Genomic DNA, 20,728 nt, shown 5'->3' on the forward strand with positions numbered 1-20,728 from the left:
TGGCGGAGCATCTGCCTCAAATCGCAACTTGAACCGGATGGCCGTATCGGTGGATCCGCCTGCAAAAGTCAGCGGAATCGATCAAGTCTACAATCATGACGAACAGTGGATCATCCGCAAGATGGCGTACAAAGCGGCTCATGACTACATCGCGAAGTTGGTCGGCGCGATAACGGTCGGCAAGGTCGTGCGCCTGCAGCGGACGAATCCGCTCGACCTCATTGAGGCCGAGCTGCTCGACCGTCTCCGCGAGTATCATGCGGCTCGGACGGCTTAGTGGCCTTATCGCATCTGGCCAAATAGTCGCGCACCGCATCGACACGATAGAGCGGACGGCCGTCGACGTAGCGCCATTTCAGCGGGTGGTTCGGATCCCGCCGCCACTGCTCCAGCGCGCCGGGTGTGCGCCGGATGATCGCGGCTTGCTTCTAGTGCCGTCAAATTGGAGCCGCCTGGCAGCGTATCGATATCGAACGTCGCGGGCGGCGGCCTGCCACGGTTAGCCCTGGTTTTCAATCCCTCCCGTTCTCGGTACAGATCATTCAACTTGGCACGCATGCGCGGCTGCAGGAGTTCGGACGAGGCGGTCGACAGGATCGCGTGCGAGAGCTGGCGAGACAGAGATTATTCTGTGGCCGTGAACGCAGCGCGTCGGTCCCTTACACGGCGGCTTCCGACCGGCCATCTACCATTGAAAGTCAGCTACGTGTTCGAGCGTCCGTTTCGTGGGTTTAGTCCAGGAACGTCGATTTGCTTCAATCGACGATAGAGTACTTCCTAATGTTTACCGAAATCTCGCGCCTTTCGCATGTAATAGCCCTGCTTCTGAACAGCTAATCTGATCTCATGACTGACGCCGATCACCCTTGTCTTCTTTTTTCGCCACTTCGCCAGTGCATCCGTGACAGGCAGCGGAGCTCCCTGGGGAACAACCAGCAGATCATGTTTATCGTTTAGGTATACATCGAACATGTCCGGCCTTTGGCTGAAATCTTGGCTGCGCGAACAAGCGCGTTCATTGGACTTTTCGCTCAACTTGCCAACGACCACGTGTCCCGAGCGATCGAATGCGACAGGATTCGGTTGCGATACGCTCGTAAACGCGAAAGTCCGGCTTTCGCCGGACTTCGCTTGTGACACTATTTTGGCTTATGGTCAGCGTAGACAATCAGACGCCATCGGATCGATCCTTGCGAGGGGGTGTGCGCATGATGTCCTTGCGGCGGCAATACGTGATCTGCTGCAATGCCGATCTCGCGATGACAGCCCATGCACCGGTAAATTCCGGCATGGCGAGCTGCGGCTCCTGGCCCGTAATCCCGATCAAAAGCTTCGCTGGAAGATTGTTGTAGATAGTTCGCGTCTTTGTAAGTAGCCATTTCACTTCTCTTGACCGACTAATCTATGGACCAAATGAAATTCGTTTTCGGCGAGCAAACTCCGTACGAAGCGAACGAACCTGCCGCACCCACCGCGAAGACTGCTTAGATTGCCTCTCCACGGTGCGTGTCGTGTAGTTGCTGCCAACAACACGCGCGCCCCCCGTCCACCGGAACGGCGACTTTAGTCCTATGATTGGGATCGCATCGTGCGTTTTTTGGCCATCCTCTGCAGCATTTATGCGCCACCTCACGTTCGATTGCTCAGACGTTGATGCTCTTGGATCTTCGAGTGCGCGGAAGACAACGGCGGGCAAGCGATTGCCGCCACCCTGCCACAGGTCGTGAGAGCGGGACCGGCGTCCCGACTTCACCGGTCTGGCCAATTTGGCAGCATAGCCGGTCGAGATTGATAGCGGCCGAAATCAGTAACTGAGCGAAAGGAGCTCTTGAGCGGAAAGTAGTTACGGCGATAGAGCGTGATCTGAGGCCGGCAAACTGGACCATTTTTGGCTAGAGTTTTTCGCATCGATTCCCCGGCTGGGAGAAGTGAACAACGAAGAAAGCTTCGAAGTTTTCGGACGCCCAGAACGCGTTCATCCTGAAGCAAGGCCATGACGGGGGTGCAGTGGCGGAGATCTGCCGCAAGGCCGGGATTAGCCAGGCGACCTATTTCAACTGGAAGAAGAAGTATGATGGTCTGCTGCCGACCAAGATGGGGCGGTTGAAACAGCTCGAGGATGAGAGCGCCAAGCTGAAGAAGCTGGTGGCGGATCTCAGCCTCGACAAGGAGATGCTGCCGCCCGAGATCGTCGAAATCTTCCATCCCTATTCCGAGGCTAGATGGGACCGAGGTGCTCGCCTATGACTATGTCGAAGCCTTCGTCGAAAAATTCAGGGCGCGGGCCGAGCACACGCTGCCATGTGATCTCGATGATGTCGTCAATCTGTACCGCAGTGCTCGCTATGGCACTTTCAATGTACCCAGGCGCTGCATGGCGGCGGCTTTCACGGAAGCGTGAATTGCCTCTGGAAATCCCTTTGGCAGCTCGCCTTCGATTTTGGCGAAAGCAACTTCAGCGCTGGCAGCTACCACTTCGATTGAGTCGTGTACCAGCTTTTTCGGTACGCCCGCTGCTTCGCCCGTCTGCACGAAATGCCGGCCCTGCACTTCACCAATTCTGTAGTGGTTGTTTGTCCCCACAGACATTGCGAGCTTCATCTGTTTGCGTTGGATTCGGCCGGTGTCGAGACTAGGTTGTGCCGTGAGCACGTCGTAGAGCGGTGTCAGGTGGTAGCCGCCGCCGGGCGAAAGGAAGATGCTGAAATTCTTCGCATGGCCGTCGGTTGCGCCAATTAGCCAGAAGAAAATTTGCGCCCTGAGCAGCGTCGCCTGATCATCGGCTGGCGTGTCGCTACCTTTGAGCAGATTAAGAAGCTTTACCATACCGGGGCCGCCGTCGCTCTGATATTTGCGCGTGGGTGGGACTGATAGGGCCTGACAGCAATCTTCCTGCGGCAGGCGGAGCGGACGGCCATCTCTCGTCCATCTCCGATCAAAGCGCTCGATTACCAGTGCCGTCGTCTTGCCGAAGGTCGTGATCTCCGCCCTGTTCACTGGAAGACCGAAAGACTCTGCTAACTTGAGACAGTAATATTCATTCTCGACGCTGTTCGAGAGATCGATGCCGTTCGGCAACTCCCCTATCTGCGTCTTGAAAATATGGGTCGTCGGAGTGGTGCCGTGCGGCTTGAGCCAGTTGCTGCCATGCTGCAGGAGCGCCGTCTTCTCCTGCGCGCCTGCCACGGAAACCCGGAAATCATCATCGCGCGTCAGCCCGAGCGGAGCCTGGGCAAGCCCCTTGAGAAGCTTTTCGATCGCCTCGTCGTCGACGATCTCACCGGCGACAGTGTGACCATCGCCATGGCGACCATCATCTTCGTTGTCGCCGACGAATTGCAGAGCGCCGACGCAATCCCTGCCTATGGCCGCGAGCAGGCTGTAGGCGTCAGTCCCGGCGGCACCGACCTTTTGCGCCACACGGCGGCGCAGCGCATCAGAGTCGGGGAGCAGATTATCGAAGACAGCCGTGACGGTTTCACCGCGGAAGGCATCCTCGCGCAGCGGTAGCGAGAGCGAGACGGGCAGGGCATGCTCCCACCCGAGCCAGTCATCCTCGTACCGGAATTCAATAGCGCCAGTTGCCGCCTTACTAAGGCGGCCGACAAGGCGGTCGTTGAGGAGCACACGCAGCGGCGCATGGCGGGGGCGGCGGGCCATCAGAAGACGTCCTCAATGTCCGCGGGGCTGGTTTTGCCGCGGGTCACAATCCTGAATTCAAGGTCGAGAGCGGCGAGCACGGCGAGGATGGTCTCCAGCCTTGCCGCCGGGTTGCCAGTCTCGATCAGGGAGATGGTCTCCTGCCGCACTCCCGCGCGGTCGCCGAGTTGCGTCTGACTGAGGTCGCGCTTTTTGCGGGCGCGGCGTACCAGATTGCCTATCTGCTGTGGTGTCCTTGCTAGGTCGGTCATGTGTTTTCTCCGCCCTCTGTATGCGTTAAATCCGATAAAATCACAATATCGGATTTGACGCATAGAGGCAGATTATGCGCTAGATTACATAAAAATGAATTATCGGAGTTGGCGCATAGGCGACCGACTTCCGCGCGGTCTCGCCGTCGCTTGATAGCTGGCCGCTGGTCTATCACCTTCTCTAAGCGGCGCAGCGTTCCACTACGAAGCGGTTCAGCACTAAAAAGTGCGCATCCGATTGCAACGGGCGCAAAACCTGCCCAAGCCGGGGGATTTCGGATCGAAATATCAACCAGTTTCGGAAGCGGACTATAGCAAGGCCTACTGTCTGCTCAGATCGCAACCTGAAGCGAATGTCGGTATCGGAGGTTGCGCCTCCCCGCAACCAAGATTTGATAGCAGTATCAATGAATTAGCCCGCCTCTGGCGGGCTTTTTCATGCCTTACAAATCATTCCAGTCTGCTCGAAGGAAAACCATTATTTCGCAATGGGTTAGAGAAAACCCGGCTCGGATTCCCAACCGCTCGCAAGAATTCCACGGCACAAAACTGGCACAAAACGGAGCGCCTTGTTCGTGCAAGCTTCCGGTCTGCGGGCAGACGGTCACGAGCGTGGTCCGACGCTCTCAACTGGGGGAATTTCCTGTCGGGCCAAGTGATACCATCACGCAATTCGGGACTGCATCGACCGCATCATGACAAAGCTGTCGCCTCACCAAGAGCTTGAGCGAAAAGTGGAGCGCATCCATCGGCTGCTGGAGGTCGAGGGCTCTACGGTTACGTGGAATGATCGCATACCCGATCCCGACAGTCCCGATCAGCCACGCCAGATCGACGTCACGATCCGCCGCGATGATTGCTTGACCATCGTTGAGTGCCGGCTTCATGCGAAGCGACAGGACGTCAAATGGATCGAGGAACTGATCGGACGCCGGATCAGCCTGAAGGCTGATGCCGTGATCGCCGTCTCGGCATCAGGCTTTACGAAACCCGCGCGAGAGAAGGCTGCCAGTTATGGTATTCATCTGAGGGATTTTGCGACGCTCTCGCCCCAGGAAATCCAAAATTGGGGTCGCAAGCGCACACTGGCCATTGCGTTTTGTGAATTTACGCAGGTGGCCGTGATCTTTCGCATGAAGGAGTCCCTGGATGGTCAAACGCCAAAGCTGACTGACAGCGCGGGTGCTCCCCTAAGTCCACCTCTCTGGTACAAGCTGTTCGAGCAAATCATGCGTCGGCTCGAAGAATCGAAATGGACGGGCGTTCCGGCAACGATCACGATCGAGGTGCGCGCCGAACTCCTGGTAAATAGCAAGCGGCCCGCCTCGATCGCTCTTTCGACCAAAGTGCGACGCATCACCAAATCGATCTCCCTCGCGTCAGTTGTTGAATATGCCGATCCTGTGAAGGTGGAGAGTCACGCTGAGATCGGCAGCTTTGATCTTGGCGCGTCGGAATTCATCGAAAGCGGTGACGATGTCGCCATGACGGTCGATCTGAGTACCATCACGATTCCCGAAAATTGCTGCTTCGAGACTCTGACCATTGATGCCGGTCGCGTGGTCAATATGCGTCCAAACATCATCGGTGCCGAGCACTGCTTCAAAGCTAAGATTCCGATTCAGTTCCGCTACGAGATTGAGCGCCCCAATCATCCATAATTGGCGCGCGTGGCAGTCACATGCGGCCTTCCCAAGGCTTTTCAACATAGTACCAACGGCTAATTGTGGGCGGCTTTCAGATTGCCCTTTATGGTTGTGACTGGCCGGGCTAGATTGCTCCCGGGTGGGGGCAAATGGCAAAAAAGAGTATCAAGGTACGGCGTCCGTCGCGCGCGCCGAAAAAGAAAATTAAGAGCAACGTGGCTCGGCCATTCACGCCGGAAGCCAAGCTTAAGCGAAGCATCAGAGCTCATTTCAAAGCGTTGGGATTCACGAAGGCCCAAGACGGGACTCTTGTGCTGCCGGGTTCTGGCAAGGAAATCGTGCGCAAGCTTCATGCGAGCCAGCGAACCGAGCGTCTCGATCAAAGCGCGGCGTTTTTGAAGCGAACGTCGTCAAAGGCGCTGCTTCATTTCGCCAATGGGGCAGAGATTGATCCAGCGAAAATTCAGCTCAGGCTGATACGTGTCGAGAGCAAAACCGCAGAAGCAGATCTATTCCGATTTGCAAGTCTCACCTGGTCGGTACCCGTATCCGCTGGATTTGGTCGGCGGCTTCGTTATCTCGTGTGGGATGAAGGGCACGACAAGTTGGTTGGTCTGATCGCCTTAGGCGATCCCGTCTTCAATCTCTCTGTGCGCGACAATCTCATCAAATGGACCGCCGCTGATCGTGCGAAACGGCTCGTAGGAGTCCTTGACGCTTATGTCCTTGGCGCTGTGCCCCCGTACAACATGCTGCTTGGCGGAAAAGCCGTCGCCTGTCTATTGCGGTCGCAAGAGGTTTTCAAAGACTTCATTCGGCAACGCGAACATCGGTATCCAGACAGACATCGACGATGCCCCTGCTACGGCGTCTTCGGCTTGGCCGCATCCAGCAGCTTTAACGCGTCGTCGAGAAACGTCAGGGCAGCTTTTGAGGCGTCTACACATCCCTGGACATCGGACGTATTCGTTGTCGCTCCCGCAACATTGTCCCGCGCGTGTTTGACGGCGCGGAAGATATCATCGACGCCTGCAATCGCCGTCGCAGCTGTGACCTTGCCACGATTCCTGAACTGAAGTTGAGGAAAGGAGAAAGCAATAAAGATCAAACCCATAATGACGGCCAGTCCCGAAGTAGCCGGAGTCCAATCAACCTCGATACCGACGAACTTCTTTGGAGCAAATAGCCCGAGCAATAACAGGACGATACCCAGTACAAACGCCGCATTGCTTCCAGCGCTTACGAAATCAATCAAGTCCTTCATGACGCCCTCCCGCCAGCGTCAGACCGTAGCAATCTGGCGGAGGAGTTGCAAAGACCTTGGGCACTCGTACTGGGCGCTACCAATCTCGGGAGAGACGCTTGACTCTTGGCGCTGCCGTCAGCCTTCTTTCTGCGAAGCAATGAATGTCTTAATGTCGTCGGTCAGCCGGAACCATTCGCGATTGAAACGCGCTGCTTCGAAGCGTGAGTGAAGCTCTTGTTCGAGTGATTGCGTGCCGGGGATCGTCAGGTGAATGGTCGGCTCGACATGCGACGCCGTCCGCAGCGACCTCAATCTGTCCTCAAGGCGGGTAGTAAAGCCGATCTTCACGAATGCCGGATTGTCTGTACTGATCAGATAGACCACCGAACCGGATGGCTTCACGGGACGGCTATAGATCTCGTTGATGACACGCAGGCACTGGCGACGCACATCGTCATCAAAGCAGTCCATCCGCTCAGGCCGTTCCTTTGGATAACCATATGCTAGGCGCGCCACAGTCGCTTCGTGCGCTAGCGGCTGATCGGTGCCGTTCCTTAGCTTTGCATACGCCTCACGTGATGACGTGATAGTGGACACCGCATCATCGATTGAGTTGATTGCACGCTGCTTCAACTGCCTGTCGTCAAAGACTTCGCTTTCGTCGCCGGAGTCTTCGAACAGTTCCTGCTCCATGTCGCTGGGATCGAAGCGCGCAGCCAGCCATCGGCGCGCGGTTTCCTTTTTCGCCTTCGCCAGCAACTGCTTTGCCTTCGCCCGCGGCATGTGCTTCAGATCATTGTTGTCGCAGAGGATGATCCAGTCTTCCGGCAACGTGAAAGGCGCGCCGAGATGCTCCAGCAAGTTGGCCAGGGCCTGAACCGCTTCCGTCATATCCGGCACAGTGCAGCTCCATGTGTGGTGAGGCCGAATTTATCTCGGCGATAATGGAATCTAATGTGCGCTTGGGTGGATGCCAGGCTGCGATCCACGATCGAGGTCGTTTGGCTGGGGATAACGCGGGAAGGACGGGGGAGTGGGGACTGACGTTTTTGATTCGCGTCGGCCGGTGGAGCCGCCCGAATTATTGCGCTCCGACGGGCACAAACTCAGCAGCATTGACCCGGCTTGCGGCGGTGGCAGTGTCGAGGTGAAGGCAGAGAAGGCCTGCCTTCGGGGTGTAAGAGCCTCACCGATAGCGTAGTGGTATCACGACACGATGCCGTCTTTCGACCCGATGGGCCGCGAGGCGGCGGCGGAGTCCTGCTAACGACGCGCGGCGCGGTTGAGGAGACGTTTCTGGTTCAGTAAGTGAACTCGTGAGGCCGCCGCGTGCAGTCGCTATTTAGCTCGCAGCCTGAATCGATCTCTTGCTGACGGCACCAAAGCGAGGGTCATGAATGGCCTCGGACGACGCACATCCCGAAAGCTAGACCCCGATAGAGCAGAACGCAAGCGTTCTCATCCCGTTGCACAGCCTGTGCACGACGGCCCCCAAGTCACTATTCCCCTGCTCGAATTAAAGTTGATGCGACGTGATGACGCAACCCCCGGCCGGACCGTTGCAAACAATATTCATGGCGCGACCGGCTGCGCCGGTCAGGCTCTATGCCGCTGTCTGGCGAGCGTCACCGAGCCCCCGAGGGAAGTCGGGGTCTCGGCCTTTCAGGTGACGATCCTTTGCGCAAGAAATATTGCACTCCTTGCCGGGGACACTCGGGAAAGAGGCTCGCCTGCGGTGATCGCTATCACTGCCTCTGTCCCGGGTGCCCTTTTAACCGGTCGCGTCGCTACACTCGTCCCGCGTGCCCTGTCACCTGCAAGCATGTGCCAGGTCGCTGTGCTCACGCGGCCCGGGTGCCATTTCAGTTGAGGCGATGCGCATTCGCGCACGCCGGATCGGGGCCTGCGGCCCATTTTGAAGGGTGGGGTCTGCGACCCTTTTTTGAAGCAGGGGGCCTGCGGCCCCCGGGCCGTCAAGGCCAAGCCCCTCATGGAGAATGAGGGGCGGAAAGCGGCGGCCGTGTTGTCCCCCGGATCAAGTCCGGGGTCCGGCCCGCACCAAGCCCGCTCGTTTTCCGGCCTGTGACGGCCCACCCCTGCTCATCGGCGCTGGCCTAGTTCCGGTTGCATGCGCAACCGGCAATCAGGTGGCAACGATGAGAACTGACGTTTATCGGAAGATCACCGATCACATCGTTCGCGAACTTGAAAAACGTGCGCGGCCCTGGCACCAGCCGAGGAAGGTCGAGCACAGCGCAGGGCGCATCACGCGGCCCTTGCGCGGCAACGGCATTTGGTAGCGACGATCTCTAGAGCCGCTTTGCGTGCCTCTGTGTCTGCCGACAAGCTCATGCCCTGTTCACTCATCTGCGTGCTCCGGAAACAATCCCGGCATCCACCGCGAGGCGAGGGCGGCGGGAAACGCAGGCAACAATGGATCACGTGGCCCTTTTGAGCTGAGGACGCCGCGGCCGAGAAGTTCAGAGACGATACGTCGGGCATGACGTGGCGTCAGGCCGAGAAGGCCGGCTACATCGCCGCGCGGAAGCTCGCCGCGATAGAGGATTGCTTCAAGCACCGCACCTGCCTTGGGGGGCAGCTTGTTGACGCGAATTTCCTCCTCCGCCCACAGCAATATGCGCGTGCGCAGCCGATCAGGCTGCATGAGCGATTCCATGAAGTTTACTTGGTCAATGCAGGTCTCAAGGAAGAACCGGGTGAATGACGCGAGTGCTTCCTCGCTGAGGCTGCCGCGACCATCCAGGTCGTTGCGTCGCGCAAGATCGCATTGCGCGAGATGCTCCTTATAGGCGCCGTCATTTCGAGCAAGCCCGCGATCCGCGGACCAAACAGCGCCCGTATCGAGCGCCTCTGACAGCATCGCATGCGACATCAGGCGTGTGACGCGGCCATTTCCATCCACGAACGGATGAATCCATAGGAGGCGATGATGCGCTGCCGCCGCAGCCAGGATGGCGTCCGTCTTGCCGACCCTGCTAAAAGTCTTCTCGAAATGCGCGAGAAAACGGGGAACGGCGCCCGGACTGACGGCGACATGGCGCCCCACCTTGACGTCACGAAGCCGCAATTCGCCAGGCACGACACGAATCCGTTCTTTCGTGTCAGGCTCCTCGATCCAGAGCATGTCATCAGGAAGATGTTCGCAGAAGCGGCGGTGAATGTCGCGGATACCATCCGTGGTCACAGCGCGACCACGAAAATTGCCCTCATCAATCCAGCGCTGCACGGCAATGTGCGCGGTCGCCTCAAGCTGAAGATCGCGCTTCTCAGGATCCGCACTGTAATCGTTCCTGAGTGCGCGCTCGATGTCGACCGGATGAGTATCGTGTCCCTCGATGAGATTGCTGTAGTAGCAGTTCATCGCACGGACCAGATCTGCCAACGCACCCAACAGGTTCTGCGGCAGGCTTCTCTTGAAACCGGCAGACTTGCCCGCCAGATCGACAGCCAAATCCGTAAGCTCGCTCCGGTGCCGGGAATCCTCTCCGATCAAGAGCGGTTCCATAGAGAAGACTACCTCGCCGCGGTCGACGGTCCCGTCGATGTCCTCTTTCTTGTCCTCTGCAGAAATTGTCATAACCTGAATAATATCATGCAGATATATTAAATTCACGTGCAAAAATAGCCGTCCTTAAGTCCGCTTTTATGCCCGCTATATCAGCGGGTTGAACCGCCTCTCTCGTCGCGAAAGATTGAAATTGTTCCCAGAATGTTCTTCCGGAACCCTGGCGAACATCCGAACAAGGCAGTGCGCGCCTGACGCGCAACTATAGATGGAGGCATCATGCTAGTTATAGCTAACCACGAAGCGATCAAATTTTATTCCCGGAACGGCTGCTCGAAACGCCGTGCCGATCGCTTTCAGGTCGCGGTTCAAACCGTTGTTGGGGCGGTTTAGCGTGATATGCGGCTGAAAGTGTCTTGCCCCCAAATGCGTTGCGATTGTGGTCGCTGGGCTGTCGGACGCCAATCACTTCCATGGTCTCGAGCGGGTAAAAGCGGGCACGAAACGAACGGATCGCCTGTCTGCTCGAGCTTGTTCGCTTTACACGCACACCAACGTGGCACCGAGCTGGATCGATCTCAGGTCTGGGGTTCTCGCCTCCCGGCGTCATGGCCATAAAGCGAAATCTTCGGCCGCCACTTCAATTTCAACGGGCTCTTCGTAGTTTGTCAGTCCCTTCAGGGCGCGCCTCGCGTGGTAAACGCTTAGATGCAGCCGCTCGTGCAGGAGCGAGGAGTGGAGCCCCATTTGCTGCGTTAAGAACCGTCGTATGGATGCCTCGCTCTCCTTTGCGACGAACAGCATTGCCCAAACCGTATGCCGGTGTCTCGCCATCATCACTCACCCCCAAGGCGATTGTCTGCCAAAGTTCCTCGCGCTTCAATCCGGTTGCGGTTGGCGCTGGCCCTCGCCATTGCCTGAGCCATCGAAGAGTGTTGGGTGTCGATATGAATTTCCCGAATATACGCCGATTGCGAATCGGCCCTGCACGATTTCCTGCGCGCGTGCTTTGCGAGACGCCGTCTCGTTGAAGTCATTTTTTCTTGATTCGGAAAATAAGAAGATAGTAGAGGGGCGCGAAGAACGAACTCAGCAAAGGCAGCTCGATGACCGGCACACGCCGATTACCGTGCCCGCGACGGTTGGTTTCGATGGCAAGGAAGTCGATCGCCTCGTCCTGATTCTGCCGGCCACGGCATAGGGTTCGTTCGCGCAAGCGACACGGGCTTGCCCTCTGCCGTTGATCTCGGAATTGGCGGCGTAGGGCTATACTGGCACCGCCTGGTGCTCCGACGTATCGGACGCAAGTCCAGCGTTTTATTCAACCTCCTCGAAGCCTGAGGAAAATTGCAGGAGACATCAAAGAATGTTCGGACTTTTCAAACAGGGTGAATTGGAGAAGGCCGCCGCCATCGACCGCTCGCAGGCTGTGGTCTCTTTCAAGCTCGACGGGACGATCGAACGCGCGAACGAACACTTCCTCGGCGCCATGGGATACACGCTCACCGAAATTGAAGGCGGACACCACAGCATGTTCGTCGATCCGGCCGAGCGCGATTGCAGCAGTTACCAGGAATTCTGGACACGGCTCAACCGCGGCGAATGCCAGGCCGGGCAATTCCGACGAATTGCCAAGGGCGGCCGGGAAGTATGGATGCTGGCATCCTACAATCCCGTTCTCGACGAAAAGGGGACGCCTTTTGCGGTGGTGACATTCGCCACCGATGTGACCAACCAGAAGCTAGAGGCAATTGATACGTCCGGACAGATCGAGGCGATCGGCAGGTCGCAGGCCGTCATCGAATTCGGCATGGATGGCGCAATCGTCACCGCCAACGAGAACTTCCTCAAGGCGGTGGGATATTCGCTGAGCGAGATCCAGGGCAAGCACCACAACCTGTTCGTGGCGGCCGATGAGCGCAACAGTCCGGCCTATCGCGACTTCTGGGCTCATCTTAACCGTGGCGGATACCAGGCCGGCGAGTATCGGCGCATCGGTCGTAACGGGAAGGAAATCTATATCCAGGCGTCCTACAACCCAATTCTCGACCTCAATGGCAAGCCCTACAAGGTGGTCAAATACGCCGCCGACGTGACGGAAGCGGCTCTCGCCCGTGCGCGCACCGAGCGCGCCCGCACGCTGATCGAGTCTGTTGCAGTCGGCAGCGAGGAAATGAGCGCCTCGATCCGCGAGATTTCGCAAACCATGGCCAAATCAAAGGAGGCTGCAAACCATGCCGTCAGCCGGGTGCAATCGGCCAATATTCAGGCGGGCCGTCTGAACGCTGCGGCACACGACATGGAGGGTATCGTCAAGCTGATCGGAGACATCACTGGTCAGATCAATCTGCTCGCCCTCAATGCAAGGATCGAATGTGCGAGGGCTGGCGAGGCCGGCGCTGCTTTCGCGGTGGTCACGGGCGAGATCAGAGACCTGGCCGACCAGACCAAACAGGCCACCACCAAGATCTCGCACGAGATCAGCTCCTTGAACGCCATCGCCGGAGAGGTCGTCTCTGCCCTGAATGGCGTCCGTTCGGCAATCGATAGCGTCAGCGAATTCGTGGCGAGCAGCGCCGTCGCGATCGAGGAGCAGAATGTGGTGTCCGCTGACATGTCTTCCAACATGCAACGCGCCGCGGCGGAGCTTGCCGTGTGATCGATCGCGAGGCCCTCAAAGATCAAATCCGCATCCGCATCGGCAACGATATGTCGAGCCTATTATGGCCCCTGCTCAACCAGCCGGCGCGATAGGGGTGGTTCGCGCCACCGAGCTTTAGCCCGATCTATTCACGAGAGCACGGTCGTTCTTGACGTCTGACGGGGGCTGGCGGCTGGCGTGGGTGACCGTCCGGCGTTTTGTCACCGGGTTCTACATCAAGCTGTTTTGTACGCGCTGGAGGAATGGGCGGGTGAGCGGGCGCAGGCCCGGTCGGTTACGGACCGAGCGGGAGCAGCGCGCCGGGCAAGCTGCGGAAGAGGTCGGCTTCGGGGCATGCCGCGGCGAACGCAAGGCGAATGCGGCTCGCGGTTTCGATGACCCGGGCTGCGATTTTCAAGAGACGAAGACGCAGCGTCGCGAACTCGGCAGTGGCCAATTCCCGGACTTTGGGAATGGCGCCGCGCACGGTAAGCATCAACCAATAAGCGGCGGTGTGGAGAACGAGACGGACCTGGTTGGCGAGCGCCGAACGGCAACTGGTGCGATCGGAGGCGAGCTGCGTCTTATGCAGCTTGATCAGATTTTCGGCTTGGCCGCGCGCGCAATACAGGCTGTCGTAGATCCACTCGGCCGAGCCGACATCGAGGCTGGTGACGACGAAGCGGATGTCGAGGCCGAGCATCGTCGCCTCAATACGGGCGACAGTGCGCCGTTCGTGATCCCAGGACTTTGCCTTGTGGCGCGTCTCGGTATAGCCGCGCAGAACAGGCAGGTTCTCGATGGCGCGTCGCGTGCGAACGTCGTCGGCGACCTCGTCGACTTTTCTGGCGAGAGGCTTGGTACCGGACAGACCGAAGATGTAGTCGATGCCGTTGTTCTCGCACCACGTCATGGCCTCCGGCCGAGCATAGTGCCCGTCGCCACGGAACGTAATTCGCGTCTTGTGCCACCGCGTCCGGATATGCCGTATCAGGCGGCGCAGATGGGCACGCACCTCGACGCCGCCCGGCGTCTTGCCGGGCCGCAGCACGACCGCCACGGGCCGGCTCTTCTCCGTGTCGTAGACGTGGATCGGCAGGAAGCAGCGTTCGTCATAATGAGCGTTGAACAGCGAGAGCTGCTGATGGCCGTGGACGACATCGCAGGTATCATCGATGTCGAGCGTGACGGATGCCGGCTCGCGCGGGTAGCTATCCATCCATGCGTCGACCAAAGTGTAGGTCAGTCGGATCACGTCGCGCAGGCGCGGAGCATTCTCCAGGCGCGACAGCGTCGGTTGGGAACACAGATCGCGACCGCTGTCCGGCAGCCGTCCGCAGGCCAGCTTGAATGCGGGATCGGACCGCAGATGATCGAGGTCGTCGGCGTCCTCGTAGCCGCAGCAGATCGCGAACATGCGCGCGCGGAACATATCGACAAGGCTGTGCACGACCCGCGTCGGATCGCGCCGATCCGGGAACACCCGGGCCAAATTGTCGGCCAAACCGAGACGCCGCTCGGCCATCGCCAGAAGCATCACGCCCCCATTCGAGGTTAGGCGTCCACCATCGAAGGCAGCTGTGACTTTCTTGGCGTGAACGGCTGGAAACGAGAAGGGCAGAATCGTATCATCGGTCATGGCGGGCGTGGCGTTCGCGGTTGAGGTGATGGGGTTGGCTTCGCAACCGAATCCTACGCCGCATCAGCGCTTTACACCACGCTCGCCAGCCTCTCAGGCGCCCTCTCGCGAATAAGACGGGTTAGGATGCGCAGCTACGTTACTGAGGTATCTTATTTTGACGTCCATTCGCGTGTCTCGGAGAACCCCGTAAGGAACTTCGATTGGTTACCTGACTTGCTGCTCGGAGCTACGGCGGCAGTCAACCTTATCAGATCGTCCATATTCGATATCCGCAGGCTGAGATCGGGCGCGAGCGGGCTTTTCGCCAAAGCCTCGGAAAGGTTTCCGATGGCCGCGACCAGGCTTGGATGATCAGTGAATATCTTGGCCGTCGCAGGATCGGCCGGTAGGGCTTTGGACAGATCGATTTCGAGCAGTTTATTCGTCAGCAGCCGAAAGCTCTCCTCCCTGATCGGCGTGGACGGGTCCATGTCCTTGTTGAGCAGGGCGAAGTAGCGAGCTGAAAGGACCAGCCGTGCAAAATCAGGCGCGGCATCCACCTTCTGCTGGTCTGGCGTCTGCAACTGATCATGGCCCGCAAGGAGCACCGCTACAGCCTTGCCAATGGCGTCCGCCGCCGTTTTGAAATCCGCGGTCGGACCCGCGCTCATGATGCCTCCAATCTCCGAATCACTTGCGCCAATCGCGACCAGTCTCCTTCGTAACATCAGTCGATCAATCGCGGACGCGGGGTTCGCAAGTTGCTCCTTGCTGAGTGGATAAGCGAGGGCTTCACGATCGATCGCCTGCCGTACGTACCCGCTTGTCAGGACGGCGATCACGAGCGTTATGAGACAGGCCGAGCAGCAGGCGAGCAACGAAGCGCCGTGGGTCTGCAACTTCTGTTGCGCTGCCGGCTTGGCAAGGTCCATCTTCAACAGCGAAAAGCTGCCGGCTCCTCCGACCAGCCCGAACAGGAGCGGGATAACGGTGGCCACAACCGGACTGGCCGACCAGGCGATCATAACACCCAAAAGTGCTCCCAGAGCCGCCATGCCCAGCGTCAAAACCATGATGCTTCCTCCTTTCGAGCTAAGGTCGTCGGGCGCCAAGCTAGCTCGGACCGATCTTCCGGAAACAGTCTTTGCGCGTGCGTACTCAAGAATTTTTCGGTGATGTCAGCTTCGCACCGACACCGACTACCTTTGTGCAACCGCAGCAAACGACGCGATGGGCCCAGGCTGTGTACTGGGCCATGAGCCGACATCGCTCCAATCAAGCGGCGATACTTGTCAGGCTCCTTAGCGGCCGTAGGGGAAGCAGCGGTTGCGATCGAGTGTGAGACCGAAATGCGCTCCCAGTGCAGCGATGGCCGCGTCCTGCTGAGGATAAGGATCGGCATTGGATGCGGCAACGATGATGATCCGGAACCCGCCGCGATCCTTGCCACCCGGTGGCAGCATCGCTGTAGTTAGTGCATTGCCCTCCCTGTCGCGCAGCGTGAGGAAAAGCGGCATCTCTCGCTGTACATGGGCCTCGAGGCCGATGTCGCGCTCGATCGCGTTGGGCCGCTCGGGACGCCAGGACTGGACTGCCTTCTCCCGCTCGCGGCGGAAATATTTCTCAACTGTGTGGCCCATCAGGCGCGACTCATGCATCGCTTCACCTTCCGTCTCGATACGGAACCAGGTCTTGCCCTTCGGCGCGTCGCAAACATACTGCATTTCGCCCGTCCTGCGATCGCCGCAATTCTAGGGCGGCGGGCCTGCAAAGCCAATATGAGACTAGCTCCCGTGTATAGCGCTGCACGATCAGAGGGGCTAAGAGTTCTTGATTGGACGTTGAAGTTCTAGTGAGCCCAAACAATACTAGGTCGACCGGAATAATCCTCTTCAAGGAGCGTCCCGATGCCTGACGTAAGGGAAAAGCAACGCGAAGCCCGCCGGAAGATCATTCGCCAATGGGCGAAGCTTCCGAAGGATAAACGGCAGTCTATGGAGGGGATTTCTGAATTCGCCAGGACCGCCGCTCAGCAGAACGAGAACGCATTCGTCCGCAGTCGTCGCGATCCGTATCAGAAGATCATGGGATGGCTATTGCCGCGTGCTCATCTCTGAACGACTGAGTCCTCTGCACATCCTTCGAAGGCGACACCGAAATTTCGGCAAAGTCATCGAATGTCCTGCCGTGTCCGCCCCCCCGGCAGGGCCGTCACAAAGCGACGAGATAACTGTGAAGCTGAAAGCAACAATCCTCGTCGTAGCGCTGCTAGCTGCAACGGCTGCACATGCCGAGACGATCGATCTGAAATGCTGGGCGCGGGGCCTCGAGCGCAACTCGGTCTACATGAACGGGGAACAGGTCACCATTAATCTGGACGAGGGGACGATGCACTCTCGGACATTCGGAAGCAATTTGGCCGTCCACGTCACGGATACGCACTTGTTCTTTGAGACGGCGCTTACGCTCGGCAACATTTGGCAACATCTGTTCGACCCGACCGCTGTCTGGCAAGGTTTCATCAACCGCGTCGACGGCACGCTTAAGGCGCATAAACGCGACGGTACTGTCATCAGCGGGCACTGCCAGCTGGTCGGCTGAACCTGCCCATGTTGCAGATGGGTCATTTTCGACGGATTCAGCGGGGGCGTCGGCAGGTTGATGTCCGCTTCTGCCCGTAAGCGCCGAACCGGGGCCGGGCCGGAAGCGTTGCGTTTGGATGCGCAAGAGCGCCATGACCGGCGCTTTGCCTTGCGGTTGATATGCGAGCTCGTGCAGGTGCTTCCGTGGGGATGCGATGGTGCTGAACTCCTCGTGGAAGACAGCCTGCCTCTCTGGAAATATGACGGGATCACGTCGATGGTCCCGGATGATGACGATCTTTGAGATAAGAAGATGGGCCGACGACCGCGTCCTGTGATGGAGGCTGTTGCGGCGGGGAGGGAAGCCTGCGCTCTCAAAAAGGGTAATCGAACGAGCGCGAGGTGCTTGCGGCACGATGCCGAGGACGTTGCGAACTGGCGGGAGTGAAACACATGGCACGGCTTGAATGGAGGAGCATGGTTCTCATCCCGGGCGCGTCCGCCATGCGGAGCGGGCTCTATGAGCTGCGCTCACCGAGTCTCACGCCTCGGCCCATCGGGTCACGATCGCCTCGCGCAAGAGCTAAGGTGCGCCTCGCCGGGGACACCCGCAGGAGGGGCTCGCCTTCCACCTACTCCGAGGCTTCGGAGGACAGGTCGGCGATCGCTATCGCTGCCCATCCTGTCGGGTGCCCGTCGGGGTTGGAACGTCAAGTACCAAATCTGATCTGATTATCGCATTGTGGCTGTGCCTTCCGAACCTACCTTTGACGTCAAAGCTATCCGGCGATCGCGCTTCTCTTCGAGGTCGGGATCCCCGCCTCATGATGATGTTCGTGAAGAAGTGGCGGGACCATCTCAGGGACGCAGTCACGGAGCGATCGGCTCGCGCTGCAGACCGGTTATCACCCTCGCCATTCCTCGTCCTACCGGACTCCTTGACAGCCTTTCGGCCGTGTTCTGCTGATCAGTTCATTCATTCGGGTGTCAGGCTGCCGCTGTGGCCTCCGATCTCTCCCACCGGAAGTCGCTGCCGTCGCACCACATACGGTGCAGGATGACGGATATCTTGCGAGCCACCGCGACCAGCGCATTTTTCATGGAGCTGCGCTTGGCGATGCGGATTCCCCATGCCTTTAGCGAGCACCAACGTCTGGTGTTGACCATCAATGAGTGCGCGGCTTCAAAGAGATGCTCTCGAGCGAAGGCATCGCCGCATCGGGTGATGCGCCCGTTGTAATCGACCTCTCCGGATGCGTATTTGCCTGGGGTCAGTCCAAGATGGACGCCAACATGCCGTGATTTACGGAAGCGGCCTGGGTTGTCGATGGTCGTCTTGAATGCCAAAGCTGTCAGGGGGCCAACGCCAGGAACCGTCATGAACCGGCGGCAAATAGCATCGTTCCGAACCAGGCGCCCAATCAGGCGCGTCAACACGCGTGCCTGCTCGCCGAGCATGCGTCGGGCCTCGAGCAATGGAACGACGAGAGCCTGTAAATCTCCGTCAGCCACGATCAGCTCGCGTACACGTTCTTCAAAGCGGCTTTGGCCGATAAGGCCCACTTTGAACCCGAAGGTTCGAAGTGCCGCCCGAATATGATTGTTGAGGTCGCGTTGCTTGTCGAGCAGGCACCGACGACTGCCCATCAATGCTCGTAGCTTTTGGCTGTCTTCTGATTTGATGTGAACCGCCTTAAACCATCCTGTTCGCATCATTTGCGCGAGCGCGCGAGCATCGTTGCGGTCCGTCTTGATAGTTTGAGCTTGCATCACGCTCTTTGCGTGCCGGGTCTCAACACAAATGACCGGCAATCCGCCTTCCGAAAGACCCTTGTGCAGCCAGGAAGAACATTGACCGGCTTCCAGCCCAACGCGCTGCAAAGCGAAGCGGGTATTTCTCAGCCAGGAAATTAGCGCCTCGGGCTCGGTATCCGTCACTCCTTCCCGGACGATATTTCCATCTTGATCAACGATGCAGATCGCGGTGCGCTTGAGAGAGACGTCGAGTCCAGCGAAGTAATTCATCAGGATCTCCAGCTCATCTTGTTGGGCGAATCGATCGACGTATTATGCGCCCTAGAGGTCGGTGCCCGGTTACTTCATCTCATCGCTGCACTCGTTCCGCGTGCCGGCTTCGCCGTCGCTATGCTCACGCGGCCCGGGTGCCATTTCAGGTGGGCGATGCGCAATGGCGCACGCCTGATCGGGGCCTAGCGGCCCCCAGGCCGTCAAGGCCAAGCCCCTCATCAAGGATGAGGGGCGGAAAACGGCGGGCCGTGTCGTCGCTGCACTCCGGCCCGCACCAACCCCGCTCGTTTTCCGGCCTGTGACGGCCGACCCCTGCTCATTGGCGCTGGCCTAGTTCCGGTTGCATGCGCAACCTTGTCCGTTGGCGATCACTGCGCGGTATCCGGTGTGACTTCGGTTTCTGACGTGGCGGGCCGCTCAGGCTTTACCACGCGTCTGAGTGAACGGAAGCGGAATAGGGCGAGCTAACGAGCGGGATGCGCGCGATGGGTTACCCGCCCAGACTTCGTATTGATCGGCAAGCTTCAAGAGGCGTTGCTTCGTAAACGGATCAGCCTTTTCAGCAATGTCGCGGACCTGCAAAGCTCGTGCCCGATAGAAATCCTCGTCCATGAAACACCAAACACATGTTGCGACTGAATTATCCAGATATAGCGCTCGATTCGGCCAGGAGTCTGCTTCTTTTGCGCGATGGTTAAGCGCATTCTGGAATCGTCCAGCTTGCGCCAGCGCCGGCTCGCTCGGTTTTGCCGGGTAGGGCGCGCAGTACCCCTGCTCGCCGCGAATTGCCCCGCCGAGCTAGCGCGCGCATCGAGCAAAACGTCATTGCAGCGTACGCGGACCAGCCCCCATCGTTCTTGCCAGCAGGCGGTCTTCAAGCTGGCGGATTTTGTCCAACATCTCATGAGCCTCGTCGGCATCGCGGGCGACAATGGCGAAGACCATCCTATGTTGAATTTTGGTGCGTGTCGCAAAAAGGCCTGCAGATAGAACCTAACGCGCACGGATATCCGTCCGCCGCAAGGGTCAGTCCCTCGCGCGCAGGCGCGCACCTCTCGGTGTGCGGCGTCCGTCCCTCCGCGTCCCTTCGGTCGCCAGGCACGGCCGACGGCCGCAAACAAAGGAGAGACGACAGCAAGGAACGCTTCGATATTCACCGGCATCTCACCGACCGCATCGTCGCGGCGATCGAGGCCGGTGCGGGACCATGGCTGATGCCCTGGCCGCACACAGGAGCAACCTAAGGAATGTACAGCACGGCAAGGAGTGCGAGCGCGGCGATGGCGCAGAGAACCACTGTCTTACCGATCACCGCGCGTTTCTCGATTTGCTCGGCCGCGTATCCGAAACCCCGAGCGAGATTGAGTAAGCTGTCTTGTTCGAGCCCTCCCGGCGAATGCTCGGCCTGTTGCAGGTAACCCTGCTCGAGCCGCCGGAACTCTTCCGCCCGCAATCTGCGCGCACGCACCGACATACGCATTGTCCGTTCCAACTAGCTCCAACCAGCTCATCAAGATGCCCGAAGGC

General features: G+C 58.7%; 20 protein-coding genes and 3 pseudogenes. 10 read left to right on the plus strand and 13 right to left on the minus strand.

Annotated features, from left to right (window positions below; all coding sequences use genetic code 11):
- Positions 1–64: 64 nt before the first annotated feature.
- Positions 65–277: pseudogene (locus tag NLM33_RS38395) on the plus strand (integrase); the annotation flags it as partial.
- 500 nt (positions 278–777) lie between these two features.
- Here NLM33_RS38395 and NLM33_RS49905 read toward each other — a convergent pair.
- Both NLM33_RS49905 and NLM33_RS38405 read right to left on the minus strand, forming a co-directional pair.
- The gene (locus tag NLM33_RS49905; protein WP_371930041.1) at positions 778–1,140 is read right to left on the minus strand and encodes a hypothetical protein; all 363 of its coding nucleotides are present in this window, start codon (positions 1,138–1,140) and stop codon (positions 778–780) included.
- Positions 1,140–1,379 (minus strand): hypothetical protein, encoded by a 240-nt coding sequence (locus tag NLM33_RS38405; protein WP_254103599.1) that lies wholly within the window; start codon positions 1,377–1,379, stop codon positions 1,140–1,142. Before NLM33_RS38405 ends, NLM33_RS49905 begins: the two co-directional genes overlap by 1 nt.
- Positions 1,380–1,941: 562 nt before the next feature.
- On the opposite strand from NLM33_RS38405, the pseudogene NLM33_RS38410 reads away from it, so the two are divergent.
- Positions 1,942–2,178 (plus strand): annotated as a pseudogene (locus NLM33_RS38410) (transposase); the annotation flags it as partial.
- A gap of 165 nt (positions 2,179–2,343) precedes the next feature.
- Here the strand turns inward: NLM33_RS38410 and NLM33_RS38415 are convergent.
- Positions 2,344–3,660 carry a type II toxin-antitoxin system HipA family toxin gene (locus NLM33_RS38415; protein WP_254103600.1) on the minus strand — a complete coding sequence of 439 codons (1,317 nt, stop codon included), beginning with the start codon at positions 3,658–3,660 and terminating at the stop codon, positions 2,344–2,346.
- Positions 3,660–3,911, minus strand: coding sequence for a helix-turn-helix transcriptional regulator (locus tag NLM33_RS38420; RefSeq protein ID WP_254103601.1), 252 nt, complete (start codon positions 3,909–3,911; stop codon positions 3,660–3,662). The genes NLM33_RS38415 and NLM33_RS38420 overlap by 1 nt, the downstream gene beginning before the upstream one ends.
- Positions 3,912–4,606: 695 nt before the next feature.
- On the opposite strand from NLM33_RS38420, the gene NLM33_RS38425 reads away from it, so the two are divergent.
- Positions 4,607–5,572, plus strand: coding sequence for a restriction endonuclease (locus tag NLM33_RS38425; protein WP_254103602.1), 966 nt, complete (start codon positions 4,607–4,609; stop codon positions 5,570–5,572).
- 134 nt (positions 5,573–5,706) lie between these two features.
- Positions 5,707–6,366 (plus strand): annotated as a pseudogene (locus NLM33_RS49910) (Druantia anti-phage system protein DruA); the annotation flags it as partial.
- A gap of 53 nt (positions 6,367–6,419) precedes the next feature.
- Here NLM33_RS49910 and NLM33_RS38430 read toward each other — a convergent pair.
- Both NLM33_RS38430 and NLM33_RS38435 read right to left on the minus strand, forming a co-directional pair.
- A complete protein-coding gene (locus NLM33_RS38430; protein ID WP_254103603.1) occupies positions 6,420–6,821 on the minus strand; it encodes a hypothetical protein in 402 nt (133 codons plus the stop codon).
- A 117-nt stretch (positions 6,822–6,938) separates the two neighbouring features.
- Positions 6,939–7,694: a GIY-YIG nuclease family protein gene (locus NLM33_RS38435; RefSeq protein ID WP_254106101.1), complete on the minus strand. Its 756-nt coding sequence runs from the start codon at positions 7,692–7,694 to the stop codon at positions 6,939–6,941.
- 1,265 nt (positions 7,695–8,959) lie between these two features.
- Here NLM33_RS38435 and NLM33_RS38440 point away from each other — a divergent pair.
- A complete protein-coding gene (locus NLM33_RS38440) occupies positions 8,960–9,103 on the plus strand; it encodes an ArdC-like ssDNA-binding domain-containing protein (protein ID WP_254103604.1) in 144 nt (47 codons plus the stop codon).
- A 59-nt stretch (positions 9,104–9,162) separates the two neighbouring features.
- Here NLM33_RS38440 and NLM33_RS38445 read toward each other — a convergent pair whose 3' ends face one another.
- Complete coding sequence (locus NLM33_RS38445) at positions 9,163–10,437, minus strand: Fic family protein (RefSeq protein ID WP_254106102.1); 1,275 nt, start codon at positions 10,435–10,437, stop codon at positions 9,163–9,165.
- 661 nt (positions 10,438–11,098) lie between these two features.
- Between NLM33_RS38445 and NLM33_RS38450 the strand changes: the two genes are divergently transcribed.
- Positions 11,099–11,530 carry a hypothetical protein gene (locus tag NLM33_RS38450; RefSeq protein ID WP_254103605.1) on the plus strand — a complete coding sequence of 144 codons (432 nt, stop codon included), beginning with the start codon at positions 11,099–11,101 and terminating at the stop codon, positions 11,528–11,530.
- 165 nt (positions 11,531–11,695) lie between these two features.
- On the plus strand, positions 11,696–12,988 hold the full coding sequence (locus tag NLM33_RS38455) for a PAS domain-containing methyl-accepting chemotaxis protein (RefSeq protein ID WP_254103606.1): 1,293 nt from the start codon (positions 11,696–11,698) through the stop codon (positions 12,986–12,988).
- Between the two features lie 277 nt (positions 12,989–13,265).
- Here the strand turns inward: NLM33_RS38455 and NLM33_RS38460 are convergent, their stop codons facing one another.
- From NLM33_RS38460 to NLM33_RS38470, 3 genes are all read right to left on the minus strand, one after another.
- Positions 13,266–14,609 carry an IS1380 family transposase gene (locus NLM33_RS38460; protein WP_254094818.1) on the minus strand — a complete coding sequence of 448 codons (1,344 nt, stop codon included), beginning with the start codon at positions 14,607–14,609 and terminating at the stop codon, positions 13,266–13,268.
- A gap of 152 nt (positions 14,610–14,761) precedes the next feature.
- Positions 14,762–15,664, minus strand: a complete 903-nt coding sequence (locus NLM33_RS38465; protein ID WP_254103607.1) for a hypothetical protein — start codon at positions 15,662–15,664, stop codon at positions 14,762–14,764.
- 228 nt (positions 15,665–15,892) lie between these two features.
- Complete coding sequence (locus NLM33_RS38470; RefSeq protein WP_027555008.1) at positions 15,893–16,315, minus strand: hypothetical protein; 423 nt, start codon at positions 16,313–16,315, stop codon at positions 15,893–15,895.
- A gap of 183 nt (positions 16,316–16,498) precedes the next feature.
- Here NLM33_RS38470 and NLM33_RS38475 point away from each other — a divergent pair, with 183 nt between their 5' ends.
- The 3 genes from NLM33_RS38475 (at position 16,499) to NLM33_RS38485 (ending at position 17,477) form a co-directional block, all read left to right on the plus strand.
- Positions 16,499–16,708, plus strand: coding sequence for a hypothetical protein (locus NLM33_RS38475; RefSeq protein ID WP_063707793.1), 210 nt, complete (start codon positions 16,499–16,501; stop codon positions 16,706–16,708).
- A gap of 115 nt (positions 16,709–16,823) precedes the next feature.
- The gene (locus NLM33_RS38480) at positions 16,824–17,192 is read left to right on the plus strand and encodes a hypothetical protein (protein WP_254103608.1); all 369 of its coding nucleotides are present in this window, start codon (positions 16,824–16,826) and stop codon (positions 17,190–17,192) included.
- A gap of 60 nt (positions 17,193–17,252) precedes the next feature.
- Positions 17,253–17,477, plus strand: a complete 225-nt coding sequence (locus NLM33_RS38485) for a hypothetical protein (RefSeq protein WP_254103609.1) — start codon at positions 17,253–17,255, stop codon at positions 17,475–17,477.
- 683 nt (positions 17,478–18,160) lie between these two features.
- Here the strand turns inward: NLM33_RS38485 and NLM33_RS38490 are convergent.
- The 3 genes from NLM33_RS38490 to NLM33_RS38500 all read right to left on the minus strand — a co-directional run bounded on the left by NLM33_RS38490 (position 18,161) and on the right by NLM33_RS38500 (position 20,681).
- Positions 18,161–19,198: an IS110 family transposase gene (locus NLM33_RS38490; protein WP_254103610.1), complete on the minus strand. Its 1,038-nt coding sequence runs from the start codon at positions 19,196–19,198 to the stop codon at positions 18,161–18,163.
- 420 nt (positions 19,199–19,618) lie between these two features.
- Entirely contained in the window at positions 19,619–19,813 is a 195-nt protein-coding gene (locus NLM33_RS38495) for a hypothetical protein (RefSeq protein ID WP_254103611.1), read from the minus strand.
- A 628-nt stretch (positions 19,814–20,441) separates the two neighbouring features.
- Positions 20,442–20,681 (minus strand): hypothetical protein, encoded by a 240-nt coding sequence (locus NLM33_RS38500; RefSeq protein ID WP_254103612.1) that lies wholly within the window; start codon positions 20,679–20,681, stop codon positions 20,442–20,444.
- Positions 20,682–20,728 lie beyond the last annotated feature (47 nt).

It is taken from the genome of Bradyrhizobium sp. CCGUVB1N3 (genome assembly GCF_024199925.1).
In the GTDB taxonomy this organism is placed as follows: Bacteria; Pseudomonadota; Alphaproteobacteria; order Rhizobiales; family Xanthobacteraceae; genus Bradyrhizobium.